The 15,766-nt window shown below is 68.0% G+C and carries 15 protein-coding genes; 4 read left to right on the top strand and 11 right to left on the bottom strand.

Going from position 1 to position 15,766, the window contains the following annotated elements; translation table 11 throughout:
- Positions 1-5 precede the first annotated feature (5 nt).
- The 8 genes from EDD31_RS13210 to EDD31_RS13175 all read right to left on the bottom strand — a co-directional run bounded on the left by EDD31_RS13210 (position 6) and on the right by EDD31_RS13175 (position 6,838).
- Complete coding sequence (locus EDD31_RS13210; protein ID WP_123304562.1) at positions 6-347, bottom strand: metal-sulfur cluster assembly factor; 342 nt, start codon at positions 345-347, stop codon at positions 6-8.
- On the bottom strand, positions 344-859 hold the full coding sequence (gene sufU / locus EDD31_RS13205) for a Fe-S cluster assembly sulfur transfer protein SufU (RefSeq protein ID WP_123304561.1): 516 nt from the start codon (positions 857-859) through the stop codon (positions 344-346). The genes EDD31_RS13210 and sufU overlap by 4 nt, the downstream gene beginning before the upstream one ends.
- Complete coding sequence (locus tag EDD31_RS13200; RefSeq protein WP_123304560.1) at positions 852-2,222, bottom strand: SufS family cysteine desulfurase; 1,371 nt, start codon at positions 2,220-2,222, stop codon at positions 852-854. Before EDD31_RS13200 ends, sufU begins: the two co-directional genes overlap by 8 nt.
- A 4-nt stretch (positions 2,223-2,226) precedes the next feature.
- Positions 2,227-2,985 (bottom strand): Fe-S cluster assembly ATPase SufC, encoded by a 759-nt coding sequence (gene sufC, locus EDD31_RS13195; protein ID WP_123304559.1) that lies wholly within the window; start codon positions 2,983-2,985, stop codon positions 2,227-2,229.
- 79 nt (positions 2,986-3,064) lie between these two features.
- Positions 3,065-3,397: a non-heme iron oxygenase ferredoxin subunit gene (locus tag EDD31_RS13190; protein WP_123304558.1), complete on the bottom strand. Its 333-nt coding sequence runs from the start codon at positions 3,395-3,397 to the stop codon at positions 3,065-3,067.
- Complete coding sequence (gene sufD, locus EDD31_RS13185; RefSeq protein WP_123304557.1) at positions 3,394-4,617, bottom strand: Fe-S cluster assembly protein SufD; 1,224 nt, start codon at positions 4,615-4,617, stop codon at positions 3,394-3,396. Before sufD ends, EDD31_RS13190 begins: the two co-directional genes overlap by 4 nt.
- Entirely contained in the window at positions 4,617-6,065 is a 1,449-nt protein-coding gene (sufB, locus tag EDD31_RS13180; RefSeq protein ID WP_123304556.1) for a Fe-S cluster assembly protein SufB, read from the bottom strand. Before sufB ends, sufD begins: the two co-directional genes overlap by 1 nt.
- The gene (locus EDD31_RS13175; protein WP_245991211.1) at positions 6,062-6,838 is read right to left on the bottom strand and encodes a helix-turn-helix transcriptional regulator; all 777 of its coding nucleotides are present in this window, start codon (positions 6,836-6,838) and stop codon (positions 6,062-6,064) included. The genes sufB and EDD31_RS13175 overlap by 4 nt, the downstream gene beginning before the upstream one ends.
- A 266-nt stretch (positions 6,839-7,104) precedes the next feature.
- On the opposite strand from EDD31_RS13175, the gene EDD31_RS13170 reads away from it, so the two are divergent.
- Positions 7,105-8,067: an ABC transporter ATP-binding protein gene (locus tag EDD31_RS13170; protein ID WP_123304554.1), complete on the top strand. Its 963-nt coding sequence runs from the start codon at positions 7,105-7,107 to the stop codon at positions 8,065-8,067.
- Complete coding sequence (locus EDD31_RS13165; protein ID WP_123304553.1) at positions 8,064-8,834, top strand: ABC transporter permease; 771 nt, start codon at positions 8,064-8,066, stop codon at positions 8,832-8,834. The genes EDD31_RS13170 and EDD31_RS13165 overlap by 4 nt, the downstream gene beginning before the upstream one ends.
- Before the next feature lie 7 nt (positions 8,835-8,841).
- Here EDD31_RS13165 and manD read toward each other — a convergent pair whose 3' ends face one another.
- The 3 genes from manD to EDD31_RS13150 form a co-directional block, all read right to left on the bottom strand.
- The gene (manD, locus tag EDD31_RS13160; RefSeq protein WP_123304552.1) at positions 8,842-10,080 is read right to left on the bottom strand and encodes a D-mannonate dehydratase ManD; all 1,239 of its coding nucleotides are present in this window, start codon (positions 10,078-10,080) and stop codon (positions 8,842-8,844) included.
- Positions 10,081-10,232: 152 nt separating this feature from the next.
- Complete coding sequence (locus tag EDD31_RS13155) at positions 10,233-12,794, bottom strand: glycoside hydrolase family 65 protein (RefSeq protein ID WP_123304551.1); 2,562 nt, start codon at positions 12,792-12,794, stop codon at positions 10,233-10,235.
- Positions 12,791-13,534: an HAD family hydrolase gene (locus EDD31_RS13150; RefSeq protein WP_123304550.1), complete on the bottom strand. Its 744-nt coding sequence runs from the start codon at positions 13,532-13,534 to the stop codon at positions 12,791-12,793. Before EDD31_RS13150 ends, EDD31_RS13155 begins: the two co-directional genes overlap by 4 nt.
- Before the next feature lie 111 nt (positions 13,535-13,645).
- Between EDD31_RS13150 and EDD31_RS13145 the strand changes: the two genes are divergently transcribed.
- Positions 13,646-14,620, top strand: coding sequence for a COX15/CtaA family protein (locus EDD31_RS13145; protein WP_170163303.1), 975 nt, complete (start codon positions 13,646-13,648; stop codon positions 14,618-14,620).
- Positions 14,621-14,653: 33 nt separating this feature from the next.
- Entirely contained in the window at positions 14,654-15,592 is a 939-nt protein-coding gene (locus EDD31_RS13140; protein WP_123304548.1) for a PLP-dependent cysteine synthase family protein, read from the top strand.
- The last annotated feature ends 174 nt before the right edge of the window (positions 15,593-15,766 follow it).

The following is a 15,766-nucleotide window of genomic DNA, read 5'->3' as shown; positions in this document are numbered from 1 at the left end:
TGCGATCAGACGTTGAAGCCGATAGCACGCAGCTGCTCACGCCCGATGGGGGTGATCTTCTCCGGTCCCCACGGCGGCATCCAGACCCAGTTGATCCTGGCGCTGGCCACCAGACCCTCGAGGGCCTGGTTGGTCTGGTCTTCGATGACGTCAGTCAGCGGACAGGCTGCCGAGGTGAGCGTCATGTCGATGACCGCCTCGTTGTTCTGGTCGACGGTGACGCCGTAGACCAGCCCGAGGTCGACCACATTGATACCGAGTTCGGGGTCGATGACGTCGCGCATCGCCTCCTCGACATCCGCGGCCGTGGTCGGTGAGGGGCTGTGCGGACTCTGTGTCTCGCTCATTGGTCCTCTTCCTGGAGTGCGCCGCTGGTCGCGGCGCCGTCGTGGTTCGTAGCGGGTGTGGTCAGTGCGTGGGCGAGGGCGTCGCGGAGCGCCATCCAGCCGAGCAGCGCACACTTGATACGGGCAGGGTAGCGCGCCACACCCACGAAGGCGGTGGCGTCCTGCAAAGCATCCTGCTTGGCCGGCTCGAGCTCCTGACCGCGTCCGTGCATGAGCTCACGGAAGGTCTCCCCCAGCTCCTCACTGCGGGCGACATCCTGACCAGCCACGAGATCGTGGAGCACCGAGAGTGAAGCCTGGGAGATCGAGCATCCTCGTCCCATCCAGCCGAGCTCGGCCAGCCTGGCCACCGATCCGTCCCACTCGAGGCGAACCCGCAGGCGCACCTCGTCTCCGCAGGTGGGATTGACCTGGAAGGACTCCGCCGAGTAGGGCTCGATCTCACCGTGGCCGTGCCGTGCCCGGGAGTGGTCGAGAATCACCTGTTGGTAGAGCTGCTGCAGATCAGACATGACTGCCTCCGAAGAACTCACGGACCCGGTGCAGTCCGGCAATGAAGCTCTCGACCTCCGCGGCACTGGTGTAGAGACCGGCCGACGCCCTGGCCGAGGAGTGCGCACCCAGTGCGCGGTGCACCGGCTGGGCACAGTGATGGCCCACGCGCACCGCAATGCCGTCGTCGTCGAGGACCTGACCCACATCGTGCGGGTGGATGCCCTCCACCTCGAAGGCCACCACGGCCAGTCGCTCGCGGGTGTCGGCGGGACCAAGCACCCGCACGCCGGGCACCGAAGCCACCCCATCGAGCAACAGCCCGGTGAGCTCTGCCTCATGCGCCGCGAGGCGATCCATCCCGAGCTCGGCAAGGTAACCCACCGCTGCGGCGAAGCCCACAGCCTGAGCCACCATCTGCGTGCCGGCCTCGAAGCGCTGCGGGGGCGCGGCGAAGGTCGTGGATTCCATGGTCACGGTCTCGACCATTGAACCACCCATGAGCACCGGCGGCATCGCAGCGAGAAGCTCGCGCCGTCCGTAGAGCGCACCGACACCAGTGGGCCCGAGCATCTTGTGCGCCGAGACTGCGGCGAAGTCCACGTCCAGGGCCGTCAGGTCCAGCGGCAGGTGCGCTGCTGACTGGCAGGCGTCGAGCACCACGAGGGCAGGAGCGGAACTTCCTGCCGTCGCCTCGCGTGCCCGGCGCACGACCTCGGTCACGGGCGAGATCGCGCCGGTGACGTTGGAGGCGTGGGTGAGCGCCACGATGCGCGTTCGTTCGGTGATGACAGAGAAGCTGGCCGGATCGAGCCGTCCGTCGTCGGTCACCGTGATCCAGCGCAGGCGGGCGCCGGTTCGCGCAGCCAGCTCCTGCCAGGGCACGAGGTTGGCGTGGTGCTCGGCCTCGGTGATGACGATCTCATCGCCCTCGGCCAAGGTGAACCGCTCCCTGGCGAGGTCGGCACCCCGCCCCAAGCGCGCATCGAGTGTGGCGTTCAGGAACCCATAGGCCACCAGGTTCAGCGCCTCCGTGGCGTTCTTGGTCCAGACCAGTTCGTCGGCACCCACCCCGACGAAGGCCGCCACCGCAGCGCGGGCCGACTCGAAGGCCTCGGTCGCCTCCTCGGCCACCTGGTGCGCCCCGCGATGGACACCAGCGTTGCATCGCTCGTAGAAGTCCTGCTCGGCTTCCCACACGCAGGCCGGCTTCTGGGCCGTGGCGGCCGTGTCGAGGTAGACCAGGGGCCGGCCGTCTCGCACCGTGCGCTGCAGCAGGGGGAAGTCGGCGCGCACGGCCGCCAGCTCCGCCGCGGTCAGTGGCACGCCCGTGGGCTGCACTGGAGCGACGGAGCCGGTAGCCGATGCGGTGGAGGAGGTCATCGGCTCAGGCGCTGACCGGGGCGTACTTGTCGTAGCCCTCAGCCTCGAGCGTGGCCGCCAGCTCGGGGCCACCGCTCTCGGCCACGCGTCCGCCGATGAAGACGTGCACGTGGTCGGGCTTGATGTAGTTGAGGATCCGCGTGTAGTGCGTGATCAGCACGACGCCGAGCCCGGTGTCCTGGTGGACCCGGTTCACGCCGTCCGAGACCACGCGCAGAGCGTCCACGTCCAGGCCGGAGTCGGTCTCGTCCAGCACCGCGAACTTCGGCTGCAGGAGCTCCATCTGCAGGATCTCGTGCCGCTTCTTCTCACCACCGGAGAAACCGTGGTTGACGTCGCGCTGGGCGAAGTCGGGATCCATGCGGAGCTTGTCCATGGCGGTCTTGACGTCACCCACCCACTGGCGCAGCGGCGGAGCCTCACCGGTCAGGGCGGTCTTCGCGGTGCGCAGGAAGTTCGAGACGCTCACGCCGGGGACCTCGACCGGGTACTGCATGGCCAGGAACAAGCCGGCCTGGGCGCGCTCGTCGGCGGACATCTCCACCACGTTCTCACCGTCGACGAGAATCTCGCCCTCAGTGATCTGGTACTTGGGGTGGCCGGCCACCGCATAGGCCAGCGTGGACTTGCCGGAGCCATTGGGGCCCATGATGGCGTGGATCTCACCCGAAGCAATCGTCAGGTCGACGCCGTGCAGGATCGACTTCGGGCCGTCGGTGGTTTCCACCGACACATGGAGGTTCTTGATTTCGAGGGTGGACATCCTCTTGGTCTCTTCTCTCTCGCTGTGGGGTATGAGCTGGGCCCGCGCAGCGGGCCCGGTATTCACGGGGCAGGACAGGTCAGTCAGTACCGTCGACATCGACCAAGACGTTCTGGCCGTCGATGGTGACGGGATAGACCGGCACCGGCTGGGTGGCGGGCAACGCCGTCGGGCGTCCGCTGGCAAGGTCGAAAGCCGAGCCGTGCAGCCAGCACTCGATGGTGCTGCCCTCCACCTCGCCTTCGGACAGGCTCACCTGGCCGTGGGAACAGATGTCGGAGACGGCATGGAACGTGCCATCCTCGGCTCGCACGAGGGCGAGGGCGACGAGGGCGCCGTCCGGGCCGTCGAGCTCGAGGCGCATCGCCTCGCCGGGCTCGAGGTCGGTGACGTCGGCGACGTGCTGCATCATGAGGCGGGCAGTTCCTTCTCCAGTTCGGCTTCGATGGCGCCGAGCAGACGCTCGACCACCACGGGGACCCCGATCTGGTTGATGAGCTCGGCGAAGAAGCCGCGAACGACCAGGCGGCGGGCCTCGATCTCGGGGATGCCGCGCGAGCGGAGGTAGAAGAGCTGCTCGTCGTCGAAGCGGCCGGTGGCCGAGGCGTGGCCGGCCCCCTCGATCTCGCCGGTCTCGATCTCCAGGTTCGGGACCGAATCGGCACGCGCGCCCTCGGTGAGCAGGAGGTTGCGGTTGAGCTCGTAGGTGTCTGTGCCCTCGGCTTCCTTCCGGATGAGCACGTCACCGACCCACACCGCGTGCGCTCCGGCGCCCTGCAGCGCGCCCTTGTAGGTCACGTTAGAGGTGCAGTGCGGAACGGCATGATCCACGAACAGCCGGTGTTCCTGATGCTGGCCGGCATCGGTGAAGTAGAGGCCGATCATCTCGACCTCACCACCAGGAGCGGTGAACTCGGCATCCGGCGTCACGCGCACGACGTCGCCGCCGAGCGTGACCACGATGTGCTTGAGCTTGGCATCGCGCCCGATCTTGGCCCGGTGCGAGGCCACGTGCACGGCGCCTTCGGACCAGTCCTGGATCGAGACCACGGTGAGCTTCGCTCCGTCGCGGACGTCGATCTCCACGGTCTGCGTCAGGTGCGCGCCCCCGCGATGATCCAGCAACACGAGGGACTCGCTCAGTTCCTCAGCCACCACGAGCACGTGCTGCGCGGCCGGGGCGCCAGTGGAGGCGTCCTGGCTGCCGGTGAGGTTCAGCGTGGTGGGTGTGCTGGTGTCCGAGACGTGGTTCTTCGGCACAGTGACCACCGTGGCCTCGGAGAAGCCCGCCCAGGCGGCGGCCGCCGCACGGTCGCCGGGTGCACCGGCGGCGCCGAGACGAGCGTCGTCACGTGGTACGGATTCCACGGTGACAGCCTCGTGCGTGTCCGCGGTGACGTCCGGGGCCGCACCGCCCAGCTCGCCGGCGAAGATCTGCTGCAGCCGGTCAACCGGGGTGAAGCGCCAGTCCTCCTCGCGTCCGTTCGGCACGGCGAAGTCGGCCAGCTCGAAGGAGGTGGCGCGATCGGCGCGCGAGCCGGAGGGAACGTCGCCGTGAGTGTGGGCGTCATCCGCGGTGGCGCGGGTGTGGTCGGTCATCAGACCGGATTCGGTATTGGTGGTGGCGGTCATCAGCCGACAGAACCTTCCATCTGCAGTTCAATGAGGCGGTTGAGTTCGAGCGCGTACTCCATGGGGAGCTCGCGCGCGATGGGCTCGACGAAACCGCGCACGATCATGGCCATCGCTTCGGTCTCGTCCATCCCGCGGGACATGAGGTAGAAGAGCTGGTCCTCGGAGACCTTCGAGACGGTCGCCTCGTGCCCCATCTCCACATCGTCGACGCGCACATCCACGTACGGGTACGTGTCCGAGCGGGAGATGGTGTCGACCAGCAGAGCGTCACACAGCACGTTGGACTTCGAGTGCGCGGCGCCCTCAAGGACCTGGACCAGGCCGCGGTAGGAGGCTCGACCACCCGAGCGGGCCACCGACTTCGAGACGATGGAGCTGGAGGTGTGCGGCGCCATGTGCACCATCTTGGAGCCGGTGTCCTGGTGCTGACCCTCGCCGGCGAAGGCGATGGACAGGGTCTCGCCACGGGCGTGCTCGCCCATCAGGTAGACAGCCGGGTACTTCATGGTGACCTTGGAGCCGATGTTCCCGTCGACCCACTCCATCGTGCCGCCGGCGTCGACCGTGGCGCGCTTGGTGACCAGGTTGTACACGTTGTTCGACCAGTTCTGGATGGTCGTGTACCGCACGCGCGCATCCTTCTTCACCACGATCTCCACCACGGCGGAGTGCAGGGAGTCGGACTTGTAGATCGGCGCGGTGCAGCCCTCGACGTAGTGCACGTACGAGCCCTCGTCGGCGATGATCAGGGTGCGCTCGAACTGGCCCATGTTCTCGGTGTTGATCCGGAAGTAGGCCTGCAGCGGGATCTCCACGTGGACGCCCTTGGGGACGTAGACGAAGGAGCCACCCGACCACACAGCGGTGTTCAGGGCCGCGAACTTGTTGTCACCGGAGGGGATCACCGTGCCGAAGTACTCCTCGAAGATCTCGGGGTACTCACGCAGCGCGGTGTCGGTGTCGAGGAAGAGCACGCCCTGGCGCTCGAGCTCCTCGTTGATCTGGTGGTAGACCACCTCGGACTCGTACTGCGCGGCCACTCCGGCCACGAGCCGTTCCTTCTCGGCCTCGGGGATGCCGAGCTTGTCGTAGGTGTTCTTGATGTCTTCGGGCAGGTCTTCCCACGAGGTGGCCTGCTTCTCCGAGGCGCGCACGAAGTACTTGATCTGGTCGAAGTCGATTCCGGAGAGGTCAGCGCCCCACGACGGCATCGGCTTCTTGCCGAAGAGGTTCAGCGCGCGCATCCGGCGCTTGTACATCCACTCCGGCTCGTCCTTCAGTGCGGAGATCTCGGAGACGACGTCCTCGCTCAGACCACGCCTGGCGGTGGCGCCGGCGATGTCGGGGTCGGCCCAGCCGTAGCTGTAATTGCCGGTCGAGGCGATGATCTCGTCCTGGGTCATGGGCTCCGACGCGCCCTTGACCTCCTGGGTCGGTGACGTCATGAATTTCCTTCCTCTGCGTCGCTCAAGAGCGACGTACTGGGCTGCTTCGCTCGAATGGTCGTGGATGCGGCTCCCGGCCGCAGTCCCGGGACGGCGAGCGGGATGTGCGTGGTGCACACGTGTCCGCCTGCCGCCAGGGTGGAGAGTCGCTGGACGTGGACGTCCAGCAACTGGGAGAAGGCTTGGGCCTCGGCCTCGCACAACTGCGGGAACTGGCTGGCCACGTCCTGGACCGGGCAGTGCCCCTGGCAGAGCTGCAGGGCGATGGCCTGGCTTCCGATGCTGCGGGTGGTCGCCGCGTAGCCGTCCGCCGTGAGCGCCTCAGCGAGTGCCTCCACGCGGGCGGCCCGGGAGTCTCCCGCCTGCTCGACCACGGGCCGGTAGCGCCGCTCGAGCTCCTTGACGCGATCGGCGGCGAAGGCCTCCATCGCAGACTCGCCACCGATGTGCTGCAAGAAATCCAGCACGTGAGTGGCGAGATCGGAGTAGGAGTCGGTCAACCCAGCACGGCCGGCATCAGTCGCCACGTAGTAACGCGCCGGGCGACCGCGGCGCCGCGCGCCCCGGCCGGCGGGCTCGTGCACCACGATCTGGCCTGCCTCTTCGAGGTAGCCCAGATGGCGGCGCACCGCGGCCGGGGTCAGGTCGAGATTCTTGGCGAGCATCGCTGCCGAGACCGGGCCGCGTTCCACGATGAGCTCCAGCACCCGTTCGCGTGTGGACGCTTCGACGTCATGGACGGGCTGGCCGACCATGGCTGGCCTCGTGGACATCGCACACCCCTCCTCGGCTGGGATCGAACGGATTTCGCTGCTCGGCGGCCGATGCTGATTTACGCAACAACCTGTGATCCAATTGTCTGCCTCGCACGATGCTGGCGCAAGCAAGGCGAGGCTAACCTCTCTGGAACTATTCCAGTTTAGCCCGAGTATCCGCTCAGCCGTGCCGCTCGAAGTGGCCGCCGAGACACGCACCACAGTCCACGCACCGCGCACTGAGGCACCCGGTTCGCACTCCGGCGGCGTCTACGCTGACTCACGTGCCAGCTCCCGCCAGTGACCAGCCCGCCCTGCGGGCGCGCGAACTCCGGAAGAGCTATGGCGGCCGCGACGTCGTGCGCGGGCTGAGCTTCTCGGCTCTCCCGGGAGCCGTCACAGCGATCCTGGGACCCAACGGCGCCGGCAAGACCACCACCATCGAGTGTTGCGAGGGCTTGCGCCGTCCGGACGCCGGCACCATCGAGGTGCTGGGCGAGAGCGTGGGCCCGCGCGGTTACCCGCTGGGCCTGCGCCACCGCGTGGGCGTCATGCTGCAGGACGGCGGACTCCCCATGGCGCCGAAGGCCGGGTCCGTCCTGCAGCACTTCGCCCGGCTGCACGACGAGCCGGCGCGTCCCGAGGAGTTGCTCGAACGCCTGGGGATTACCGCAGTGGCCGGCACCTCGGTCCGCCGGCTCTCGGGTGGGCAACGCCAGCGCCTCGCGCTCGCGACAGCACTGATCGGCCGGCCAGAACTCGTCTTCCTCGATGAGCCCTCGGCCGGCCTGGACCCGCAGTCGCGCCTGGCCACCTGGGATCTCCTCCGTGAGCAGCGAACAGCCGGAGTGACCATGCTGCTGACCACGCACCTCATGAGCGAGGCCGAAGAGCTGGCCGACCACGTGGTCATCGTTGACGACGGCGCCGTGGTCGCCGAGGGGACGCCGGCCGAGCTCACCGGCGAGGACGAGGTGCGAGTGACCGCGGCGGCAGACCATCCGGATCCCGCGGGTGTTGTGGCGGCGCTCAGCGCTCGACTCGGAGACTCCTTCACGATCGTGGCCCGTGCGGACCACGTGGCGCTGCTCGGTGGCACACCGGACGCCCGCACCCTCGGGGCGATCGGGAGTGCTCTGGACGAGGTCGGATACGGCACGGCCTCCGTTGTCAGCCACCGGCGGAGTCTGGAGGACGTCTTCCTCGAGCTCACCGGGCGGCGCCTGCGCGAGGAGAGCACCCCATGAATCAGGCGCAAGGAAGCACCACCGCCGCCCACTCCCCCGGCTGGCGGCGCGTACTCGCCCAGACGCGGTTCGAGACCGCGGCAGTGATGCGCAACGGCGAGCAGTTGCTCCTCACGGTCATCCTGCCGGTGATCGCCCTGGTGGTGATGACGAAGACGAGCTTCATCCCCCTGCCTGAGCCCCGCCCCGCGGCAGCCCTGGCCGGGGCGCTGGCCCTGGCGGTCGCCGCCCAGTTCACCTCGCAGGCCATCTCGCTGGCCTTCGACCGGCGCTGGGGCGTCCTCCGGCTCCTGGCCACCACTCCGCTGGGCGCGCGAGGGCTGCTGACCGGTCGGCTCGGCGCCGTCCTGGGTGTTCTCACCGTCCAGGTCCTCGTCCTCGTCCTGGCCGCCGTGGCGCTGGGTTGGCGCCCCGGCAGCGTCGATCTCCTGCTGGTGGCAGGGGCCGCCCTCCTGCTTCTGCTCGGAGCCGCAGCCTTCGTGGCGCTGGCCTTCGCCATGGGTGGGGCGCTGCGCACTGAGGCGGTGCTGGCCGGCGCGAACCTGCTGTGGATTCTGCTCGCCGCCGGCGGTGGCCTGGTGGTGCCGGCCGACTCTCTGCCCCAGCCTGCCGACACCCTGGTGCGCCTGCTCCCCTCCGGCGCGCTGGGCGAGGGTCTGCGCAGCGCCGTCACGGGCAGCGGGCTGGATCTCTTCGCCCTTGCGGTCCTGACGATCTGGGTAGCAGTCGGCACCCGGCTGGCGACCCGGGTCTTCCGCTGGGACTAACCGCGCCTCACCAGTCGTGGACGGTGCCGTCGGCCAGGCGGTTGAAGGGCAGATAAGCGCGCTGGTAGGGATACCTGCCCGCCGCATCCGCATCGAGTTCCACGCCCAAGCCCGGCTCGTTCCCGGGGTGCAGCATGCCGTCGGTCCAGGTGAAGGACTGCCGGAAGACCTCGTTGGTCTTCTCCCCGTGCTTCATGTACTCCAGGATCCCGAAGTTGTGGATCGCCAGGCTCAGGTGCATCTGCGCGGCCATGCCGACGGGCGAGATGTCGGTGGGGCCGTGCATGCCGGACTTGATCTGGTACTGCGCGGCGTAGTCGAGCACCTTCTTCAGGTGCGAGATACCACCGGTGTGCGTGACGGCCGAGCGTACGTAGTCGATGAGCTGCTCGCGGATGATCTGCTGGTAGTCCCACACGGAGTTGAAGATCTCCCCGATCGCCAGGGGCGTGGTGGTGTGCTGGCGCACCAGGCGCAGCGCCTCCTGGTTCTCCGCCGGAGTGCAGTCCTCGAGCCAGAAGAGGTCGAAGGGCTCCAGGGACTTGCCCAGCCTGGCGGCCTGGATCGGGCTCATGCGGTGGTGACCGTCGTGCAGCAGCGGGACCTCGGGGCCGAACTCAGAGCGCACCGCCTCGAAGACCGTGGGCAGATGGCGCAGATAGCTGCGTGTATCCCAGTCCTCCAGGGAAGGCAGGTCACCGCGCTGGGCGGGCTCGTAGTCGTAGCGGACCCCGGAGTTCGCCTCGTAGGTGGCGTTCGAGGCGATGCCATAGATCGACTTCAGCCCGGGCACGCCGGTCTGCACCCGGATGGCTTGGTAACCCTGCTCCTGGTAGCTGCGGATGGAATCGAAGAGCTCGGGCAGCTCTTTGCCCGAGGCGTGCCCGTAGGCCAGCAGGCCTTCCCGCGAGGCGCCGCCGAGGAGCTGATAGACGGGCATTCCGGTGGCCTTGCCCTTGATGTCCCACAGGGCGGTGTCCACCGCGGCGATGGCCGCCATCGTCACCGGACCGCGGCGCCAGTAGGCACTGCGGTAGAGGAACTGCCAGGTGTCCTCGATGCGGTGGGCGTCACGGCCGAGCAGCAAGGGCACCACGTGCTCCTCGAGGTAGGCGACCACGGCGAGTTCACGCCCATTGAGCGTGGCATCTCCCAGACCGGTCAATCCGTCGTCGGTGGTGAGCTTCAACGTGACGAAGTTGCGGTCCGGGCTGGTCACGATGACCTCGGCCTTGTCGATGCGCATGTGCGCCGCCTCCTTGTAATGAGTGGATGGTGTTCAGACTAGGCGATGCGGAAGCGCTTTCGCATCAACCGCGTCCACCATGCCGTCGGGGAGACGACGACGGGCGGCGCCAATGCGGTGCCGCCCGTCGTGATGCTGCTCAGTCGTGCTGTTCAGTCGTAGAACTCGTCACTGCGTGCCTCGTCCACATGCTCATCCGAGCGCGCCTCGGGCACCGTCGCGCGGACCATCGTGCCGTCCTCACGGCGCAGTCCTTCGAGGTCGCGCACGCCGGGAGCACCGATGAGTCGCGGGCCCTGGTCGCCCAGGGGTACGGTCACCGGCTCGGCAGCCGTGACGGTCACTTCCTCGCCACGCACCTCGAGCGTGATCGCCGAGTCCGGCGCGTCCTCGTGTTCGATGCTGAGGGTGATCTCCTCCTGGCGCAGGTCCACCCGCAGCCGAGCGCCATCGATCGTCAGCCGGTAGGTCAGGCCCTCCCAGAGCTCCGGCAACCGGGGGTCAATCGTCAGATGACCGCTGGAGTCACGCACGCCGCCGAAACCGAAGACGAGAGCAGACCAGATGCCACCGGTGGAGGCCACATGCACGCCGTCCGCAGCGTTGGCGTGCAGGTCGGCCAGGTCCACGTACAGCGAATGGCCGAAGTGCTCCAGCGCCAGCTCCTGGTAGCCCACCTCGGCGGCCATGATCGACTGCACTACTCCGGAGAGCGTGGAGTCACCGGTGGTCAGCGGATCGTAGTAGTCGAAGTCGGCGCGCTTCTCCTCCGGGGTGAACTCGTGGCCCTGGAGGAAGAGCGCGAGGACCACGTCGGCCTGCTTGAGCACCTGGAAGCGGTAGATCACCAGCGGGTGGTAGTAGAGCAGCAGGGGCCGGCGCTCCGCCGGCGTGTTCTCCAGGTCCCACATCTCCTTCTCGAGGAACATGGCGTCCTGCGGGTGGATGCCGACCCGCTCGTCGAAGGGGATGTGCATGCCTTCGGCCGCCAGGGCCCAGCCGTCGACCTCCGCAGTGGACAAGTTCAGGCGCTTGACCAGGGCGCGGTGCGCCCCCGGGTCCTTCTCGGCGAGAGCTCGCACCGATTCGGCCCCGGCGCGCAAGTTAAAGCGCGCCATGACGTTGGTATAGAGGTTGTCGTTGACCACGGTGGTGTACTCATCCGGACCGGTCACCCCGTGGATGTGGAAGGTGCCTTGGCCCGGGCGCCCACGCCAGAAGCCCAGATCGGCCCACAGCCTCGCCGTCTGGACGAGCACGTCGATGCCCTCACGGGCGAGGAAGTCCTCGTCCCCCGTGGCCGTGACGTACTGCCGCAGCGCATACGCGATATCGGCGTCGATGTGGTACTGCGCGGTTCCGGCGGCGTAGTAGGCCGAGGCTTCCTCACCGTTGATCGTGCGCCAGGGGAAGAGCGCACCGGTCTGGTTGAGCTCCCCCGCACGGCGGATCGCTGCCTCGAGCATCTGATACCGGAAGCGCAGGGCATTGCGCGCGGCCCTCGGCATGGTGTACGTGAGGAAGGGCAGCACGTAGACCTCGGCGTCCCAGAAGTAGTGCCCGCTGTATCCGGAGCCGCTCACTCCCTTGGCGGGAATGCCGCTGCCCTCGGCGCGCGCCGCTGCCTGCGCGATCTGGAACAGGTTCCAGCGCACGGCCTGCTGGGTGGCGCTCTGCCCGTGGACGACGACGTCGCTGCGCTCCCAGAAAGAGGTCAGCCAGTCGCGTTGGGCGTCGAAGTACCCGTCGACTCCATCGGTCACCACCCGGTTCAGCGTGCCGTAGCACCGGTCCTGCAGTTCACGGGTGGGCACCCCGCGCGAGGTGTGATAGCTGACCACCTTGGTGAGCTTGATCGGCACACCCTGGCGCGCCCGGATGCGGTACACGTGCTTGGCGAGATCCGGCTCGATGTGCCCGGTAACGTGCACCTCGTTCTCAGTCTCCATCTGGTGATCCGCGGCCACGGCCAGCGTCATGCCGGAGTTCCGGCACTGGTAGCCCAGCAGGTACCGGCCGCCGTCGGCGTCCTGGCGGCGTGGCACCAGGACCCGGTCCTCGAAGGCTTTCGCCCGGCGCGGATCGAAACCGGCACCCAGGGCCTCGTCCTTGACGTCGTACTCGTCGCCGCCGTCCTGGCGGTTGAGGATCTGGCTGGAGATCGTCACCGGGGCGTCGGCGTCCAGCATGGTGACCTCATAGGTCATGATCGCCAGGTGACGCTCCGGGATGGAGACCATGCGGCGGGTGGAGATCCGTACGCGCTTGCCCGAGGGAGTACGCCAGTCGATCTCGCGCCGCAGCACTCCATCTCGGTAGTCGATGCTGCGCTCGTAGTGCAGCAGATCGGCCACCGGGAGCAGGAGCGGCTCATCATCGACATAGAGCCGGATGATCTTGGCGTCCGGCACGTTCACGATCGTCTGACCCACCCGCGCGAAGCCGTAGGCCTCCTCGGCGTGCTGGATCGGCCAGGTCTCGTGGAAGCCATTGATGAAGGTGCCGTGCGCGTGCGACTCGCGGCCCTCTTCGACATTGCCCCGCATGCCGAGGTACCCGTTACCCACCGCGAAGAGCGTCTCGGTCGTGCCCTGGTCCTCGCTGGAGAACTGCCTCTCGCGGAGAACCCACTCATCAACGGGGAAGCGCTCTCGGTCCAGGAAGGTGGGCAGGCCGGACTCGTCCCGCCCGGAGTGGCGCGTCGGCAAGCTCATGCCTGGGCCTCCTCGTCCAGCAGTTCGGCCAGATCGGTCACCACGAGATCGGCACCGGCGTCCAGTAGCGTCTGTGCGCCCACGCCACGGTCCACGCCCACGGTGGAGGCAAAGCTGCCGGCAGCGCCGGCCCGAACGCCGGAGACAGCATCCTCAATGACCACGGACTTCTCGTCCGGGACGCCGAGCTGCTTGGCCGCATAGGAGAAGGTGTCGGGCTCGGGCTTGCCGGGCAGGCCCAGCTCAGCGGCCACGGCGCCATCGATGACGACCTCGAAGCGGTCGTCGATGCCAGCGGCACGGAGCACGGCGGGTGCGTTCTTCGAGGACGAGACCACGGCCACGGCCACTCCTCGTGCGATGAGGGAGTCCACCAAGCGCACCGATCCCGGATAGGGCGTGACACCCTCAGCCTCGAGGACCGCGGAGAACTCGGCGTTCTTGCGATTCCCCAGACCGCAGATCGTCTCGGCCTCCGCGCTGTCGGAGGGCTCGCCTTCATCCAGGGTGATCCCCCGCGAGCTCAGCAGCGTGCGAACACCCTCGTACCGGGGCCGGCCGTCAATGTGGGCGAAGTAGTCCTCGTCGGTGTACGGATCGACGCCACGGGCATCGAGGTAGGGCGTGAACAACCGCGACCAGGCACGCATGTGCACCTCGGCCGTGGGCGTCAGCACCCCATCGAGATCAAAGAGGACAGCGTCGACACCGCGAAGAGCCGACGGCGCGGGAGTGGTCATGAAGCTCCTCGAGAGAGGGTGGGCTGGGCGCTCGATAAACGTAGTGGCCAGAAGGCGGAGAGGGAAACCGCAGACTCACCTACGACGGGGCGTAGGACGTAGTCTGTGGGGGTGCAGAAGACGGATCGGCTCACCTGGCGGCTGGCGCTCGCCAATCTCGTGGCTCAGATCGCCATCATCGTCACCGGCGGCGCAGTGCGCCTCACCGGCTCCGGACTGGGCTGCCCGGAGTGGCCGCTGTGCGAGCCTGGATCGTTGATACCGCGCGAGATGAGCTCGATCCACCCCTACGTGGAGTTCGGGAACCGGCTCATGTCCCCCGTGCTCCTGGTGATCACGGTCGCGCTGATCTGGGCCTTCTATCGACGGCCGCCGATGAGGTCACGCCCCCTGCGGCTCAAGCGCCTGCCCTGGCTCGTGCTCGCCGGCATCGCTGTCCAGGCTGTGATCGGTGGCATCTCAGTCTGGACGGATTTGCACTCCACCATCGTGGGCGTGCACATGCTGATCTCCTTGGTGCTGGTCGCCTTCTCGATGTATCTCATGTACCGGCTCGCCTCGCCCGACACGAGGCCGCAGGCACTGCTGAGCAGCGCGAGGCGGTTCCTGCCCTGGGCCCTGGCCGCACTCATCACCGCCGTGGTGGTGCTGGGCACCGTGGTCACCGGGGCGGGCCCGCACTCCGGCGACGCCGAGGCCGGGCACATCTACGACATCGACCCCGTGCTGGCCGCTCGGCTGCATGCGGTCAGCGTCTGGGTCTTCCTCGCGGTGGTGGTCCTCGTCGCCGCAGTGCTCTTCGGTCGCCAGCGCCCGGATCCGCGCCTGAGCGGTGCGCGGCGTGCCTGGTGGTGGGTACTGGCCGCCACCGTCTTCAACGGTGCTGTGGGCTACGTCCAGCATGCGACCGGGCTGCCCGAGCTGTTGGTCGGCCTGCACATGCTCGGTTCTGGCCTGATTGTCGCGGCCACCACCTGGTTGTGCGCGGCGCTGTACTACCGCCCCGAGCACGTTGGCACCACCGGTGAGACGACCGTGCGGGAGCGGCGCGACGCCCACGATGTGGCGATTCAGCACCGTCACTGACGCAAGCCTGGCCGCGGCCGTAGTCTCACTGACATGGCACGCATCTACTCGGACCTCACCGAGCTCGTGGGGAACACGCCCCTGCTCGAGATCAAGCGACTCACCGACCGGCCCCTGCATGGCCGCTTGCTGGCCAAGCTCGAGTTCTACAATCCGGCGTCCTCGGTCAAGGACCGCACCGCGCTGGCCATTGTGCGGGCGGCGGAGAAGGACGGCCGGCTGAAGCCCGGCGGCACGATCCTCGAGGCCACCAGCGGGAACACGGGCGTGGCCTTCGCATGGATCGGGGCCATCCTGGGCTACCGGGTCATGATCGTGATGCCGGACGACGTCTCCACCGAGCGGTACTCGCTCATGCGTGCCCTGGGAGCCGAGGTGCGGTTCACCCCCGGCGCCGAGGGCATGGCCGGCGCGAACCAACTGGCCAACCGGCTCGTGGAAGAGGACCCCTCCCTCTTCCTCTCCGGCCAAGGCGGTAACGCCGCGAACCCCGCAGTGCACGAACGCACCACCGGCCCCGAGATCTGGCAGGACACCGAGGGCCTCGCTGACGTCCTGGTCGGCACCACCGGTACGGGCGGCACCATCTCCGGCACGGGGCGCTTCCTGAAGGGCAAGAAGCCAGGCTTCGAGGTGTACGGCGTGGAGCCGGCCGAGGCCGCGGTGCTCAGCGGACAGGAGTGGCACCCGCACAAGATCCAGGGCATCACCGGAGGAAACGGCGTGCCGCCTGTGACGGACCTGGACGTGATCGACGGGATGCTCACGGTCCCTCAAGACGAGGCGATCGCCATGGCCCGCCACGCCTTCCGCGCCGAGGGACTGATCGTGGGGATCTCCTCAGGTGCCTCGCTCCACGCCGGCCTACAGCTCGCCACCGACGAACGCTATGCCGGGAAGACCATCGTCGCCATCGTCTGCGACACCGGGGAGCGCTATATCTCCAGCGAGCTCTTCGACCACGTGCGCTGACACCCCGGTGCCTCCCCTGGGCCCCTCCTCTGAGCCCTTGCTCTGTGCCCTTCCCCTGAGCCCTTGCTCTGGGCCCCTCCTCTGGGGCTGACTGCCGCCTGAGTCAGCCGATGCCGCGCGCGCACGCGGCAGTATCGGCACCACGCGGCAGTCAGCGACCGGCACCTTCGGCCG

Source organism: Bogoriella caseilytica, assembly GCF_003752405.1.
In the GTDB taxonomy this organism is placed as follows: domain Bacteria; phylum Actinomycetota; class Actinomycetes; order Actinomycetales; family Actinomycetaceae; genus Allobogoriella; species Allobogoriella caseilytica.
The sequence above is the reverse complement of the archived record's forward strand: the minus strand, read 5'-3'. Positions and strand labels throughout refer to the sequence as shown.